12 protein-coding genes are annotated in these 14,450 nt (G+C 69.4%); 8 read left to right on the top strand and 4 right to left on the bottom strand.

The annotated features are described in order from the left end of the window. Positions 1-182 precede the first annotated feature (182 nt). Complete coding sequence (locus KV097_RS01395; RefSeq protein ID WP_220364912.1) at positions 183-872, top strand: hypothetical protein; 690 nt, start codon at positions 183-185, stop codon at positions 870-872. Between the two features lie 238 nt (positions 873-1,110). On the opposite strand, the gene KV097_RS01400 is transcribed toward KV097_RS01395, so the two are convergent. Next, positions 1,111-1,395, bottom strand: a complete 285-nt coding sequence (locus tag KV097_RS01400) for a hypothetical protein (protein ID WP_220364913.1) — start codon at positions 1,393-1,395, stop codon at positions 1,111-1,113. A gap of 102 nt (positions 1,396-1,497) precedes the next feature. Here KV097_RS01400 and KV097_RS01405 point away from each other — a divergent pair, with 102 nt between their 5' ends. From KV097_RS01405 to KV097_RS01425, 5 genes are all read left to right on the top strand, one after another. Then, positions 1,498-2,337 (top strand): helix-turn-helix domain-containing protein, encoded by an 840-nt coding sequence (locus KV097_RS01405; protein WP_308289301.1) that lies wholly within the window; start codon positions 1,498-1,500, stop codon positions 2,335-2,337. Between the two features lie 64 nt (positions 2,338-2,401). Further along, positions 2,402-2,983, top strand: coding sequence for a dihydrofolate reductase family protein (locus tag KV097_RS01410; protein WP_220364914.1), 582 nt, complete (start codon positions 2,402-2,404; stop codon positions 2,981-2,983). A 685-nt stretch (positions 2,984-3,668) separates the two neighbouring features. Next, entirely contained in the window at positions 3,669-4,361 is a 693-nt protein-coding gene (locus KV097_RS19865; RefSeq protein WP_374106973.1) for a hypothetical protein, read from the top strand. Beyond that, the gene (locus tag KV097_RS01420; protein WP_220342138.1) at positions 4,285-4,593 is read left to right on the top strand and encodes a DUF4399 domain-containing protein; all 309 of its coding nucleotides are present in this window, start codon (positions 4,285-4,287) and stop codon (positions 4,591-4,593) included. Before KV097_RS19865 ends, KV097_RS01420 begins: the two co-directional genes overlap by 77 nt. Before the next feature lie 254 nt (positions 4,594-4,847). Next, complete coding sequence (locus KV097_RS01425) at positions 4,848-6,410, top strand: aldehyde dehydrogenase family protein (protein ID WP_220342137.1); 1,563 nt, start codon at positions 4,848-4,850, stop codon at positions 6,408-6,410. Positions 6,411-6,422: 12 nt separating this feature from the next. On the opposite strand, the gene pta is transcribed toward KV097_RS01425, so the two are convergent. Genes pta through KV097_RS01440 form a run of 3 tightly spaced genes read right to left on the bottom strand, consistent with a single transcriptional unit; the run spans position 6,423 to position 11,653 of the window. Beyond that, complete coding sequence (gene pta / locus KV097_RS01430; RefSeq protein ID WP_220342136.1) at positions 6,423-8,504, bottom strand: phosphate acetyltransferase; 2,082 nt, start codon at positions 8,502-8,504, stop codon at positions 6,423-6,425. A 47-nt stretch (positions 8,505-8,551) separates the two neighbouring features. Beyond that, complete coding sequence (locus KV097_RS01435; protein WP_220345359.1) at positions 8,552-9,070, bottom strand: GNAT family N-acetyltransferase; 519 nt, start codon at positions 9,068-9,070, stop codon at positions 8,552-8,554. A 30-nt stretch (positions 9,071-9,100) separates the two neighbouring features. Next, positions 9,101-11,653 (bottom strand): RNA helicase, encoded by a 2,553-nt coding sequence (locus KV097_RS01440; protein ID WP_220364916.1) that lies wholly within the window; start codon positions 11,651-11,653, stop codon positions 9,101-9,103. A gap of 87 nt (positions 11,654-11,740) precedes the next feature. On the opposite strand from KV097_RS01440, the gene KV097_RS01445 reads away from it, so the two are divergent. Both KV097_RS01445 and ggt read left to right on the top strand, forming a co-directional pair. Continuing rightward, positions 11,741-12,511, top strand: coding sequence for an SGNH/GDSL hydrolase family protein (locus KV097_RS01445; protein WP_220364917.1), 771 nt, complete (start codon positions 11,741-11,743; stop codon positions 12,509-12,511). A gap of 78 nt (positions 12,512-12,589) precedes the next feature. Next, the gene (gene ggt, locus KV097_RS01450) at positions 12,590-14,419 is read left to right on the top strand and encodes a gamma-glutamyltransferase (RefSeq protein WP_220364918.1); all 1,830 of its coding nucleotides are present in this window, start codon (positions 12,590-12,592) and stop codon (positions 14,417-14,419) included. Positions 14,420-14,450: the final 31 nt, after the last annotated feature.

Raw genomic sequence — 14,450 nt, forward strand, 5'->3', positions numbered from 1 at the left:
GTCCGGCCGCGGTGTCCCGCAGTAGGCCACGGGTCGTGAACCTGTCCGAGCTGGACGCAATCGTTATGCGCGATCGACCCCGACCCCCTGCTGTGCAGAGGACAATGGCCTGAACGGAACGACGTCTCGTTGCCGCAGCACACTCAGACAAGGGTGGGATTGATGAGCATGGGGCCAGCGTCATGAGTGCAGAATCTGCACAGGCTCCCTTCTTCTTCGAGGCATACAGCCAGGCCTGGGCCCGGCGTATCGAATCAGGCGACCCGTCTCTTGACCTCCTCCGGTCGGAGGTCGACAGTGTGGTCGTTGGCGAGCTCGATTCGGACCTGTGGGAGGTCTACTCCTCCTTCTGGGAGCGGCGTGTGCCGCCGTCGAAACTGGGTAGAGAGTTCTCACGGATGGGGCTTCGGACCCTTGCCGAGGTTGTCCGGGCGACCTTCAGTCTGCTGCGATCGGCGCCACGTGAGCCTCGCTGGATGAAGGAACCCTCAAACGTCGAGATGCTCCGGGGTGCGCCGGAGTTTTGGAGGCTGCCGTTGAGCGAGGTGCCGATCTCGGTCGAGGAGACGGATCGTGAGTGGGTAGTGCGCGCTTGTGAAGCGACCGAGCTCGATGAGGGTGAGGTGGTGTACGACTTCGACGTCTGGCTCGACCCGTCAGACGTGGACTCGAATCTGTGGACCGTGATGTTGGGGAGGCGACGCGTGGGTTCCACGAGAGTTCCCCACGATCGAAAAGATCTGCTCCAGCGGCTCGCGGCGAAGCGGGTATTCGTCGACGGCGGCCTTCAGGTCGACGTCACCCAGGATCCGCCCTCCCTCCGCCTCGGTGTCGCTCTTCCGCCGACAGGGGCGGACCTTCACGAGGACTGACCTCCCAGGAGGCCCGGTCCGCCCTGTGATCCGTCGCTACCGGACAGTAGGCTTCGAGACACAGTCTGTGCCGCACGTCACACCCGGAGGACCCGGCGGCGACCACCAGCCCGACGCCGAAGCGCCCGTACACGCAAGAGCGCCGACAAGAGGGCGGGCGGGGAGACGGAGGCTCCGACGCCGCACACGTTCGACTCGCTGAACCCGGCGACAGGCGACGTGGTCGGGACCTACCCGATCACCACGCCTGACGAGGTGGCCGCGGCCGTCGAACGCGCCCGGGTCGCCACCCGGTGGTGGACCGAACGATCCGCGACGGACAGCGGAGCAGCTCCGGACTGGCAGCGCCGTCGAGCACCAGCGTCGGTGTACGTACGCCCTCGAGCCGCGCTCGTGGCACGGTCCCGTCACCGAGCAGGGCGAAGTCGTACGCCAGGGTGGGCGCCAGCGCCTCGTACTCGGCCCAGACCGGGGTGTGGCGTACCAGCGTGACCATGTCCTGCGGCATGCCGGTGGTCGTCATGAGGCTGGCGACCGCATCGCCGAACCGCGCCGACCCGCGTGACGTGTCGGCAGGCCCGGTGAACTCATCGACAGCGTCGACAGCGTCGGCGATGCTGGACGCGTGGAGTACGTGTCCAAGGTGCCCGGTCCGCCGTTGGACGGGCTGATCGAGGACCTCTACTACCTGGAGGGCGCCCCGCCGTACGCCCGGCTGACCCTGCCGGCGTCGCCGGCGGCGTTGCTCGTCGTCAACCTTGGGCCGCCGTTCCACATCCGTGCCAGCACCGACGTCGAGCCGTCCGAGCACGCCGACGGCTGCATAGTCACCCCGTCCACCCGCGCGTTGGGGTTCAGCTACCCGGCCTGGACTCGGTCCGTGGGCGTGCACGTCAAGCCGTGGGGGCTCGCGCCGTTCGTGCCGATGCCCGCAGTTGAGCTGTGTGACCGGCCGGTGACGGTGGAGCAGGTGTGGGGCCGGCCTGCCGTCGCTGAGCTGCGCGACCGGCTGGCCACGGCGGACGGGCCGCACGAGATGCTGGCGCTGCTCGAGGAGGAGCTCATCGGACGGCTGTGCGAGACCCCCGGCCTGGGGCTGGTCCGCCATACGAGCAGCATCATCATGGCGACCAGCGGCGCGGCGGCGATCGGCGACCTGCGGGTCGCGGCCGCTGTCAGCAGCACTCATCTGACACAGCGGTTCAAGGAGCTCGTCGGCGTCACGCCGAAGCGGCTGGCCCGCACCCAGCGCTTCGCCGCCACCCTGCTCGCGATCGACTTCGCCCAACCGATCAACTGGAGCGACGTCGCCAGTGGCGCAGGCTACTTCGACCAGGCCCACTTCGGCCACGATTTCCGGGCGTTCGCCGGGCTCACACCGACACGGTACGCCGAAGTCCGGCGACGGTTCCTGCGCGAACACCCCGACCACGTGCTGGACAGCTGGCCGCTGCCGGCCGATTGATTTCGTACAAGGACGACGGCTCACGACCCACTACTTTGGGGATCCCAAGGCGGAGGAGAGCCCCGTGAGCAAAGTGGTGATGTACGGCTCGGTGTCGGTGGACGGCTTCATCGCGGACGAGAAGGACGATCCCGGTCCGATCTTCGAGTGGTTGGTCAGCGGTGACGTCCCGTTGGACGAGAGCGGCGAGGTGAAGGTGTCGCCGGCGTCCTATGACTACACACGTCAGTACTGGGACCAGATCGGGGTGACGATCGCCGGCCGCCACGTCTTCGACCTGACGGACGGCTGGGACGGGCAGCCTCCGAGCGGGATCGACCACGTGGTCGTCGTGACGCACCGTCCACCGCCCGAGGGCTGGGACGCCGCGGCGCCGTTCCACTTCGTCGACGGGGTCGAGGCAGCGGTGGCCGCGGCGCAGGAGCTTGCGGGTGACCGCATCGTCGAGGTCGCCGCCGGTGACGTCGGTGGTCAGGCGCTGGCCGCGGGCCTGGTCGACGAGGTGCGCATGGACCTCGTGCCTGTCGTGCTCGGCTCCGGCAAGCGCTACTTCGGGTCGGTCCGTGCCCAGCACCTGCTGGAGGATCCTGACGTCGTGATCCAGGGCGACCGCGTGCTGCACCTACGCTTTCGGGTGCGCCGTTGACCGGTGGCCAGGTAATGGAAGAAGACGCGAGAGGCCGCGAACCCGCTGCCCTGATCTGCCTCGGGTACGGTTTGTGGTCATACGTGGCGCTGTGACCCTTATCTGGCTACTTTGACCAGGCTACGTTGCTCTTGTGATCGGGCTAGGTTACTCCATTCCTGCTCGAACGAGATGCGACACCCAGCGCGATATGTACGAGCACGCGGATGTGGAGTACTGGCGGGTGGAAGGCAGCCCGGGCGGGCCGCTCCCGCAGTCTATTGAGGAAGTCGAATTGGCCAGTGCACTCGCGACTCCAGGTCCTCAACGATTTCCTGTGAGTCAGAGCAGTTGATCGTCCCCACCGTTCTCGCAGGGCTGTCGCTCGTTCGTCGGCTCGACGGAAGGCGTCGGTGAAGCGGTGAGGGGCCCGCGCGCCTTTGGCTGAGTCAAGGCCGCGGAATGCGCTCTGAGTCCCGCATGACGGCGCTTGTTGGGCGAACTCATCTTCAATGGTCAGACTGACGGCAACTGTTCGGATTCGCACCCATTGTCGGGTTTTCGTTCAAAAAAGATCACGGAAGGATCACGATCCACGTCTTGGAATACGTTTCCTTGTGTGCACTGGACAGCCTTCGGCGACGTCGGCCAAGATTCAGTGGCGGGATGACAAGACTTGGGTGCGCAGCAGCGCTCGACCGACACTGTGGGTGGCTTCACCCTGATGGGTGCTCGTCTATACAGCCCGCTCACTGGCAGATTCTTGTCGCGCGACGGCGTCCAAGGCGGGAACGACAACGCTTACACATATCCCGTTGACCCGATCGGCAGCGTCGACCTTGATGGCTACATCGAACATCCAGGCGGTCGGCCCAGTCCCGGCGTCTACGTGCACAAGACAATCCGCGGGGGCAAATCTGCCGTGGCGGCTGTCCCGTCCAAGAGCTCCAAGCACAATGGCTATCCGGCTCCGTACAAGGCGCGGCCCAAGAAGGCCGCGCCGAAGCCTAAAAAGAGGTCCGCGAGGCAGCAGAGGGCCGGGATGGCGGTAGCGGGCTTCACCGGTGGGTGCACCCTGGGCGGGGCTGCAGGCTTTCTGATCGCTGGTCCGGCCGGTGCGGCGGTCGGTTGTGGAGCGGGGGCTGGCGCGCTCAACGGATGGATGGAAGGCGCCCGAAATTCGAAAAAGAAGACAAAGCGGGGGAAAGTGAAAGATGCGTCGAAGGAAGCAGCATGGGGGGCTGAAGGGACTCGGCGAGGGCTTGGGAGGATCCTGGTTGTGGGGAAAAACCCGCAGTTGATACCGATTGAAAGGTGCGGAGATGGCTACCTTGGTCCTCAGGAGAGGCTACGACTCAGGAGGGGCGCTTCGGAGGCTCAGTTTTCGGCTGGACAATGACGTCGTCGCTCGACTTCGCCCCAACCGCGAGGTTCGCATCGAAGTGCCCGCCGGCGAGCACACCCTCCAAGTTGCGATGGACTGGGCGACAAGTGAGCCTATGAGCGTTCTTATCGAGGAGGACGAAACCGTCTGCGTGCTCGGAGCCATTCAGTTCAGCATGATCCTGAAAGTGTTCTATCGTCCCCGCACCGCGCTGAAGTTGGTCGTCACTCGGCAAGCGCGACGATAGGCCCGCGGGGCCGCTGAGATCGGGATCGGGACGGACGGCTTGCGCTGCCGGCGCTCGGCGCGAACGCGCTGCTGTGGCGAACGCTCGGGGTCTTCGACTCGCTCAGTGTCGCTCTGTCGTGGGTGGGGCCATCGCCGGCGTCCTGGCAGAGCAGGTTCTCGGGACACTAATGCGGTCGGCCCCAGTGAACACGTGCTACCGCCCAGTAGGCTTCAAGACACAGCCTGTGCCGCACGTCACACCCGGAGGATCCGATGGCGACCATCAGCACCACGCCGAAGCGCACCCGCACCCGCAAGGACGCGGGTGCCGACGAGCAGGGAGCTCCGACGCCGCAGACGTTCGACTCGCTGAACCCTGCGACCGGCGACGTCGTCGGCACCTACCCGGTGATGACGCGCGAGGAGGTCGACGCGACCGTCGAGCGGGCGCGCATCGCCAGCCAGTGGTGGACCGAGATCGGCTTCGACGGCCGCAAGGAGGTGCTCGGCCGCTGGAACGGCGTCATCACGCGCCGCATCCACCAGCTCGCCGACGTCGTCCACGCCGAGACGGGCAAGCCGCATGGTGACGCCGTGCTCGAGATCGGTCTCGCCATCGACCACATCGCGTGGGCGGCGGGACACGCCAAGAAGGTGCTCGGGCGCCGCACCGTCTCGCCCGGCCTGCTCATGGTCAACCAGAAGGCGACGATCGAATACAAGCCTCGCGGTGTCGTCGGTGTCATCGGCCCGTGGAACTACCCGGTGTTCACGCCGATGGGCTCGCTGGCGTACGCGCTGGCCGCCGGCAACACGGTCGTGTTCAAGCCGTCGGAGTACACCCCCGGGGTCGGCACCTGGCTTGTCGACGCGTTCGCCGAGGTGGTGTCGGACTACCCGGTGCTCCAGCTCGTGACGGGCCTGGGAGAGACCGGCGCGGCGCTCGCGTCGGCGAAGGTCGACAAGGTGGCCTTCACCGGGTCGCCGGCGACCGGCCGCAAGGTCATGACGGCCGCCGCCGAGAACCTCACGCCGGTCGTCATCGAGGGCGGCGGCAAGGACGCGCTCATCGTGGACGAGGACGCCGACATCGCGGCGGCCGCCGACGCGGCGCTGTGGGGTGGGATGTCCAACGCAGGCCAGACGTGCATCGGCACCGAGCGGGTCTACGTCCACGAGAAGGTCTTCGACGCCTTCGTCTCCGAGATCACGGCCCAGGCCGCCAAGGTACGGGCCGGCTCGGACGCCGACGCCGAGTACGGGCCGATCACGATGCCGAGCCAGGTCCCGATCATCAAGCGGCACGTCGAGGATGCGGTCGCGCGTGGAGGCCGTGCCGTCGTCGGAGGGCCGGACGCCGTGGGCGAGCGGTTCGTCCAGCCCACGATCCTCGTCGACGTCCCCGAGGACGCCGACGCGGTGACCGAGGAGACGTTCGGCCCGACGCTCGTCGTCAACCCGGTGCCGTCGATGGACGAGGCCGTACGCCGCGCCAACGCGACGTCGTACGGCCTGGGTGGAGCCGTCTTCGGCAAGAAGCGTGCGGCCGAGATCGCCCACAAGATCCGTGCCGGGATGACCTCGGTCAACTCCGTCACCTCGTTCGCCGGCGTGCCGTCGCTGCCGTTCGGCGGTGTGGGGGAGTCGGGCTTCGGTCGGATCCACGGCGAGGACGGGCTCAAGGAGTTCGCCTACTCGCACGCGGTCACCGTGCCGCGGTTCAAGCCGGCGATGGTGCTCACCACCTTCGGCCGGACCCCGGGTCAGGAGAAGTCGTTCGTCTCGCTGCTCACCGCCCTGCACGGAGGCAAGGCGCTGCGGGTCACCAAGAAGTAGAGCGCGCCGGGCTCAGCCTGCGTCGAGCTGCTGAGCCTGGATCGCGGTGATGGCCACGGTGTTGACGATGTCGCGCACCGTGGCGCCGCGCGACAGGTCGTTGACCGGCTTGCGCAGGCCCTGCAGCACGGGGCCGATCGCGACCGCGCCCGCCGAGCGCTGCACCGCCTTGTAGGTGTTGTTGCCCGTGTTGAGGTCGGGGAACACGAAGACGGTCGCGCGTCCTGCGACGTCGGACTCGGGGAGCTTGGTCCGCGCCACCGCGAGGTCGATCGCGGCGTCGTACTGGATGGGCCCCTCGATGAGCAGCTCGGGGGCGCGCTCCTGCGCGAGCCCCGTGGCGTTGAGCACCTTCTCGACGTCGGCGCCGCTGCCGGAGGCGCCGGTCGAGTACGACAGCATCGCGACCCTCGGCTCGATGCCGAACGCCGCCGCCGTGCGCGCCGACGAGATCGCGATGTCCGCCAGCTGGACGGCGTCGGGGTCGACGACGACGGCGCAGTCGCCGTAGACGAGGACCTGGTTCTCGAGGCACATGAAGAACACCGAGGAGACCGTCGAGACGCCCGGGACCGTCTTGACGACCTCGAGGGCCGGCCGGATCGTGTGAGCGGTGGTGTGCGCCGCACCCGACACCATGCCGTCGGCGTGGCCGAGCTCCACCATCATCGTGCCGAAGTAGGACACGTCGGTGACCGTCGCCCGGGCGTCGTCGAGGTCGACACCGCGGTGCTTGCGGCGCCGGTAGTACTCCTGGGCGAAGTGCTCCAGGTCGTCGGAGGCGCTCGGGTCCACGATCGCGGCGGCCGAGAGGTCCACGCCGAGGCTCGCGGCTCGCGCGGTCAGCGCGATCGGGTCACCGAGCAGCGTGAGGTCGGCGACGCCGCGGCGCAGCAGGATGTCGGCAGCCCGCAGGATGCGCTCGTCGTCGCCCTCCGGCAGCACGATGTGCTTCCGGTCGGCGGTCGCGCGGTCCAGGATCTCGTGCTCGAACATCAGCGGCGTGACAGCGGTCGTCCGCGACACCTCGAGCCGGTCGAGGAGCGCGTCTCCGTCGACGTGCTCGGCGAAGAGCGCGAGTGCGGTCGTGATCTTGCGAGGTGACTCCCGGGTCAGCCGGCCGCGTCGCCCCGTCAGCGCCTGCGAGGTCGCGTGGGTGCCGAGGTCGGTGGCGATGATCGGCATCGTCGACCCGACTCCACGCAGCAACCTGTCGACCTGCTCGGGCAGCGCGATGCCGCCGTTGAGCACGATGCCCGCGATCTGGGGGAACTCGGTCGACGCGTGCGCCGTGAGCACGCCCAGCACGATCTCGGGACGGTCGCCGGGGGCGATGACGACGGCACTCTCGAAGAGCCGGTCGAGCACGTTCGGCAGCGTCATCGCGGCGACGACGAAGCCACTGGCCTCGCGTCCGAGCAGACGCTCGTCGCCGCGGACGAGGGTGCCGTCGCAGGCGGCCATGAGGTCGGCGACGGTCGGGGACGACAGGACGGGCTCGTCCGGCACGGCATAGACGAGGACGTCACGGTCGACCAGCGTCGCGCGGTCGGACAGGACCTCGGGGTCGGTCACCCGGTTGACGATCACGGCGAACAGCTCGGCGTGGTTCGCCTCCAGCTCGGCGACGGCGACGTCGGCGACGCTGCTGACGTCCGCACGGGTACGGTCGGCGCCGTTGAGCACGAGCAGGACCGGTGAGGCGAGGTTGGCGGCGACGCGTGCGTTGTAGACGAACTCCGTCGGGGCGGCGACGTCGGTGTAGTCGGTGCCCAGCACCACGACGGCGTCGCAGGACGCGGCGACCGCGGCGTGCCGGTCGATGATCCGCTCCATCGCGGCGACCGGATCGTTGTGCACCTCCTCGTACGTCACGCCGACGGCGTCCTCGTAGGAGGTGACGACCGCGCCGTGCGACTCGAGCAGGTCGAGCACGTAGTCGCGTCCGCCGGTCGCCGCGACGTCGCCGCGGACGATCGGACGAAACACGCCGACCCTCTGGACGCGTCGCGACAGCTGCTCGACGACCCCGAGCGCGACAGTCGACTTGCCGGTGAACCCCTCGACGGAGGCGATGTAGACGCTGTTTCCCACCTGCCCGAGCCTAGGCCGGGCGTGCCCCGGCTGCCCGCCCGGGATGGTCACAGGGTCAGCAGCATCGTGATGTCGTCGCGGTCGTCGTCGACCCCGACGCGGATCGCGTCAGGCACCCGGCCGACCTCCTTGTAGCCACAGCGTGCGTAGAAGTCCTCGAGGCCGAGCCCGCCTCGGCAGGCCAACCGGATCGCCTCGATCCCGGGCATGCTGCGCGCGACGCCGGCGAGCGAGAGCATCAGCGCGAAGCCGGCCCCGTGCCCCTGCGACTCCGGATGGACCATCACAGTCTTGGCCCACACCCAGTGCTGCATGAGGCGGTGGGTGTTGCGCTCGAGGAATCCGGCGGCTCGCACCTCGTCGCCGTCGAGCCCGACCACGAGGCGCGTCCGTCCTCGCCCGACCGACGCGAGGACGGTGTCGAGGCTCGGCTCGACGTCGTCCTCGGTCACCGGGGGGACGAATCCGACCGCTCCACCGGCGTTGGAGGAGTCGGTCCAGGTGCGCAGGAGTCCGGCGCGCAGGGACGGGGTGATGTCGGGGTCGGCGAGGAAGAAGAGAGCCACGGAGGAACGGTACGGAGCAGGGTGCCCGTCTCAGGCATCTGCCTCGGTGAGCGGGCCGACGTCGGTGACCTGCACCACGGCCTCGCCCGCCTCGTCCGACGCGTCGAGGTGCACGGTCGCGAAGATCGCCCAGTCGCGGTCGCCCTCGGGGTCCTCGAGGATCTGACGGACGTGCCAGACACGGGTCTCCGCGCCCTCGGGGTCGGTGTCGACCACGAGCATCGCGGGACCACGGGCGTCCGGCCCGGTGCCGAGCGTGTCGTACTCGGCGAAGTAGTCGTCGATCGCCTCGTGCCACAGGTCGGCGGTCCAGCCGGCCGCGGCGTCCAGCGCCCCGAGGTCGTTCCAGCGTCGCAGCGCCATGAGCTCGACGCGGCGGAACAGCGCGTTGCGGACGAGCACCCGGAACGCCCGGTCGTTGGACGTCACCGGCGGCGGCGGTGCGTCCGGGTCGTGGGCGATCGTCACGTCGACCGAGCCGCCCCCACCGGCGGCGAGAGCCGCCCACTCGTCGAGCAGGCTGGAGTCGGTCTGGCGGACGACCTCGCCGAGCCAGTCGGTGATGTCGCGGAGCACGTCGTCGCGGTACGTCTCCGGGACGGTGTGCACGAGCGTGCGGTACGCGTCGGCGAGATAGCGCAGGACCAGCCCTTCCGAGCGTGCGAGCTGGTAGCGGGAGACGTACTCGCTGAACGTCATCGAGGTCTCCCACATCTCGCGGACGACCGACTTCGGGCGCAGCTCGTGGTCGGCGACCCACGGATGACCCTTGCGATAGGTCTCGTAGGCGGCCTCGAGCTCCTCCCGCAGCGGCTGGGGGTGCTCGACCTCCTCGAGCAGCTCCATCCGCTCCTCGTACTCGATGCCCTCGGCCTTCATCCCCGCCACGGCCTCGCCGCGGGCGGCCTTGCGCTGGGCGTTGATGATCGGGCGCGGGTCGTCGAGGATCGCCTCCACGACGGACACCACGTCGAGCGCATAGGTGTCGGAGTCGGGGTCGAGGATCTCCAGCGCGGCCACCCCGAACGGAGCGAGCGGCTGGTTGAGCGCGAAGTTCTCCTGGAGGTCGACGGTCAGCCGGACCGTACGGCCGTCGGCGTCGGGCTCGGCGAGCCGCTCGACGACCCCGCCGGCGACGAGGGCGCGATAGATCCCGATCGCGTCGTTGATCATGCGACGCTGCTCGGCCCGGTCGGAGTGGTTGTCCTCGAGCAGGGCACGCATCGAGGCGAACGCGTCGCCGGGGCGTGCGACCACGTTGAGCACCATGGCGTGGCTGACCTTCATCCGCGAGGCGAGCGGCTCGGGCTCGCCCGTGGTCAGCTTGTCGAAGGTCCGCTCCGACCAGTTGACGAAGCCCTCCGGAGGCTTCTTGCGCTGGATCCGGCGCAGCTTCTTGGCGTCGTCACCGGCCTTGCGGACCATCTTGGCGTTCTCGACCTCGTGCTCGGGCGCCTGCACGACGACGCGGCCGAGCGTGTCGTAGCCGGCGCGGCCCGCACGCCCCGCGATCTGCTGGAACTCGCGCACCTGGAGGTGACGCTGGCGGACACCGTCGTACTTCGACAGGCCCGAGAACAAGACCGTCCTGATCGGGACGTTGATGCCGACGCCGAGGGTGTCGGTGCCGCACACGACCTTGAGCAGACCCTTCTGGGTGAGTCGCTCGACCAGCCGTCGATAGCGGGGCAGCATCCCGGCGTGGTGCACGCCGATGCCCATCCGCACCAGCCGCGAGAGCGTCTTGCCGAAGCCGGTCTGGAACCGGAACTCGCCGAGCTCCGCCGCGATGGCGTCCTTCTCGGCCCGCGTGGTCACGTTGATGCTCGACAGCGCCTGCGCACGCTCGATCGCCGACGCCTGCGTGAAGTGCACGACGTAGATCGGCGACTGGCCGGTCGCGAGGAGCTCCTCGACGGTCTCGTGGACGGGCGTGGTGACGTACTCGTAGACGAGCGGCACCGGGCGGTCGGTCCCTGCGACCAGAGCCGTCGGGCGCCCGGTGCGCCGGGTGAGGTCCTCCTCGAACCGGGTCGTGTCGCCGAGCGTCGCGGACATCAGGAGGAACTGCGCGTCGGCCAGCTCGAGCAGCGGCACCTGCCACGCCCAGCCCCGGTCGGGCTCGGCGTAGAAGTGGAACTCGTCCATCACGACCAGGCCGACGTCGGCGGCACGACCCTCCCGCAGGGCCTTGTTGGCGAGGATCTCCGCGGTCGCCGCGATGATCGGCGCCTGGCCGTTGACGGTGGCGTCGCCGGTCATCATCCCGACGTTGTCCGCGCCGAACATGTCGACGAGCGCGAAGAACTTCTCCGAGACCAGCGCCTTGATCGGCGCGGTGTAGAAGCTGCGCTCACCGCGGGCGAGGGCCGCGAACTGGGCGCCCGCCGCTACGAGGCTCTTGCCCGATCCGGTCGGTGTGGCGAGGATGACGTTCGCGCCGGAGGCGAGCTCGAGGAGGGCGTCCTCCTGAGCCGGATAGAGCGAGAGGCCCTCGCCCTCCGCCCACGTGACGAACGCGTCGAGGACGACGTCGGCGTCGTCGGACTCCTCGGGCGCAGGGAGATGGTCGAGGAGGCGCATGATGCCTCCATCCTCCCACGCGGCTCCACCCGCCCGGGGGTTCGCAGATGCACGTCTGGCGCGACGGGCGGTGCAAGAATCGGACTCATGGCCAGCGAACCCGTCTACCACCGCTACGTCGCTCTCGGCGACTCGTTCACCGAGGGCGTCGGCGACCCCGACAAGTCCCGGCCGAACGGTCTGCGCGGATGGGCCGACCGGGTCGCGGAGGTGCTCGCGACGAAGTCCGACTCCTTCGGCTACGCCAACCTCGCCGTGCGCGGCCGGCTCCTCAAGCCGATCATCGCCGAGCAGCTCGAGCCCGCCGTCCGGCTGTCGCCGGACCTCGTGACGATCTATGCCGGCGGCAACGACCTCCTGCGCCCCAAGGTCGACATCGACCTCCTCGGAGACCTGTACGACGCCGCCATCGGCCGGCTCGCGGTCACCGGCACCCGGGTGGTGGTGTTCACCGCGTACGACCTCGGCTATGCGCCAGTGCTCGGCAAGCTTCGGGGACGGGTCGCGATCTACAACGAGATCGTGCGGGAGATCGCCGACAAGCACCGCGCGACCCTCGTCGACTTCTGGCGGTTCAGGGAGTACCGCGACGACCGCTACTGGGACACCGACCGCCTCCACCTGTCGGCCCAGGGCCACCAGCAGATGGCGATCCACGTGCTGGACACCCTCGGCGTCTCCCACACGATCAAGAAGCCGCGGCTGACCACCGTGACCCCGCTGACCAAGAAGGCCAAGCGGGACGCCGACCTGCTGTGGGCCCGCGAGTTCGCCGTCCCGTGGGTGCAGCGCCGCATCAACGGCACCTCATCGGGCGACACCGTGAAGCCGAAGCGTCCGACGCTCGAGCGGATCTGAGGCAGCCGCGGGGCCGACCTCGGCGACCCGCCGCGCCGGTGATCTGCACGAGGTGCCGACTCGTCGTAGTTTCGCACCATGGATGTGAGGCGCGTCACTGCAACCTTGTCCGTCGCTGCGCTGGGCGTGAGCCTGCTCGTCGGCACCAGCCCGGCCCAGGCCCACCGCCGACCGGCACCGCCGGTGACACCGACGCCCACCTCGTACGGGACCGGTGGCGCGGTCTCGTCGGTGGACGCGACGGCCAGCAGAGTGGGACGCGACGTGCTCGCCCGCGGAGGCAACGCGGCTGACGCCGCTGTCGCCATGGCTGCGACGCTGGGGGTCACCGAGCCCTACAGCGCGGGCGTCGGGGGCGGTGGCTACTTCGTCTTCTACGACGCCAAGCGCCGCAAGGTGAGCACGATCGACGGGCGCGAGACCGCTCCGGCGGGCATCACGCCCGACGCGTTCATCAATCCCGCGACCGGGCAGCCGTACCGCTTCTCGCCCGAGCTGGTCTCGTCCGGTGTCGCCGTCGGCGTGCCGGGCACGGTGGCCACCTGGGACGCGGCCCTCGAGCGGTTCGGGACGCGATCCCTCGCCCGCGCGCTCGCCCCGGCGATCGACGTCGCCGCCAAGGGCTTCCCCGTCGACCAGACCTTCCGTAGCCAGACCCTCGACAACAAGGCGCGGTTCGCGGCGTTCCCGGACACCGCGAGGCTCTTCCTGCCCGGTGGTGACGCGCCGCAGGTCGGCACGACGTTCCGCAACCCCGACCTCGCGCGCACGTACGCCGAGATCGCCCGGCGCGGCCCTCGGGCGTTCTACCGCGGCGCGCTGGCCAGCGAGATCGCAGAGACGGTCCAGGCGCCGCCGAAGGACCCTGCCTCGACCCTGCCGGCCCCCGCCGGCTCGATGACCACGGCCGATCTCGCGACGTACCGGGTGCGGCACCAGGCCCCGAGCAAGGTCGGCTACCGGGGCCACCAGGTCTTCTCGATGGCACCGTCGAGCTCGGGCGGCACCACCGTCGGGGAGGCGCTCAACATCCTCGAGAACTACCGGCTCCGCGCCGGCTCGGGGACGGCGCAGAGCCTGCACCTCTATCTGGAGGCCAGCGCCCACGCGTTCGCCGACCGCAACGCCTACGTCGGTGACCCCGCGTTCGTCGACGTCCCCACCTCGACGCTCCTGAGCCAGCGGTTCGCCGACTCGAGGGCCTGCCGCATCGACCCGCAGCAGGCCGCGGTGCGACCTGTCGCGCCGGGAGCGCTCGACGGCCGCGGGTGCGGCGAGGCGGCACGTGCGGAGAAGCCCGACACCGAGAACGTGTCGACCACCCACCTGTCGGTCGTGGACCGCTGGGGCAACGCGGTGGCGTACACCCTCACGATCGAGCAGACCGGCGGATCGGGCATCACCGTGCCCGGCCGGGGGTTCCTGCTGAACAACGAGCTGACCGACTTCTCGACCGTCTACGACCCTGCCGACCCGAACAGGATCGAGCCCGGCAAGCGTCCGCGGTCCTCGATGGCGCCGACGATCGTGCTCGGCAAGGACGACAAGGTCAGGTACGTCCTCGGCTCACCGGGCGGCGCCACGATCATCACGACCGTGCTCCAGATCCTGATGAACCGCATCGACCTCGGCATGACGCTGCCCGAGGCGGTCGCCGCCCCGCGCGCCTCCAGCCGCAACGCGGCGACGACGCCGGCGGAGCCTGCGTTCATCGAGGCGTACGGCGCCGCGCTCGCGCCGTACGGCCAGCGGCTCGTGCCGTCGGGTGACGCCTTCACCTCCGCGGCCGAGATCGGGGCCGCGGCGACGATCGAGGTCGGGCGGCGCGGCAGCATGATCGCGGCGGCCGAGCCGGTGCGACGCGGTGGCGGCACCGGGCTGGTCGTTCGTCCTCAGCGTCGGTGGTGACGCGGGAGGCCGTGCCCGGTCAACGCCGGGC

Origin of the sequence: Mumia sp. zg.B17, assembly GCF_019550915.1 — a bacterium.
Classification (GTDB): Bacteria; Actinomycetota; Actinomycetes; order Propionibacteriales; family Nocardioidaceae; genus Mumia.

Excerpts from the sequence above, each read along its gene's own strand:
- KV097_RS01395 (WP_220364912.1), top strand. The coding sequence starts at position 183 with ATGAGTGCAGAATCTGCACAGGCTCCCTTCTTCTTCGAGGCATACAGC.
- KV097_RS01400 (WP_220364913.1), bottom strand. The coding sequence starts at position 1,395 with ATGACGACCACCGGCATGCCGCAGGACATGGTCACGCTGGTACGCCAC.
- KV097_RS01420 (WP_220342138.1), top strand. The coding sequence starts at position 4,285 with ATGGCTACCTTGGTCCTCAGGAGAGGCTACGACTCAGGAGGGGCGCTT.
- KV097_RS01425 (WP_220342137.1), top strand. The coding sequence starts at position 4,848 with ATGGCGACCATCAGCACCACGCCGAAGCGCACCCGCACCCGCAAGGAC.
- KV097_RS01440 (WP_220364916.1), bottom strand. The coding sequence starts at position 11,653 with ATGCGCCTCCTCGACCATCTCCCTGCGCCCGAGGAGTCCGACGACGCC.
- KV097_RS01445 (WP_220364917.1), top strand. The coding sequence starts at position 11,741 with ATGGCCAGCGAACCCGTCTACCACCGCTACGTCGCTCTCGGCGACTCG.
- ggt (WP_220364918.1), top strand. The coding sequence starts at position 12,590 with ATGGATGTGAGGCGCGTCACTGCAACCTTGTCCGTCGCTGCGCTGGGC.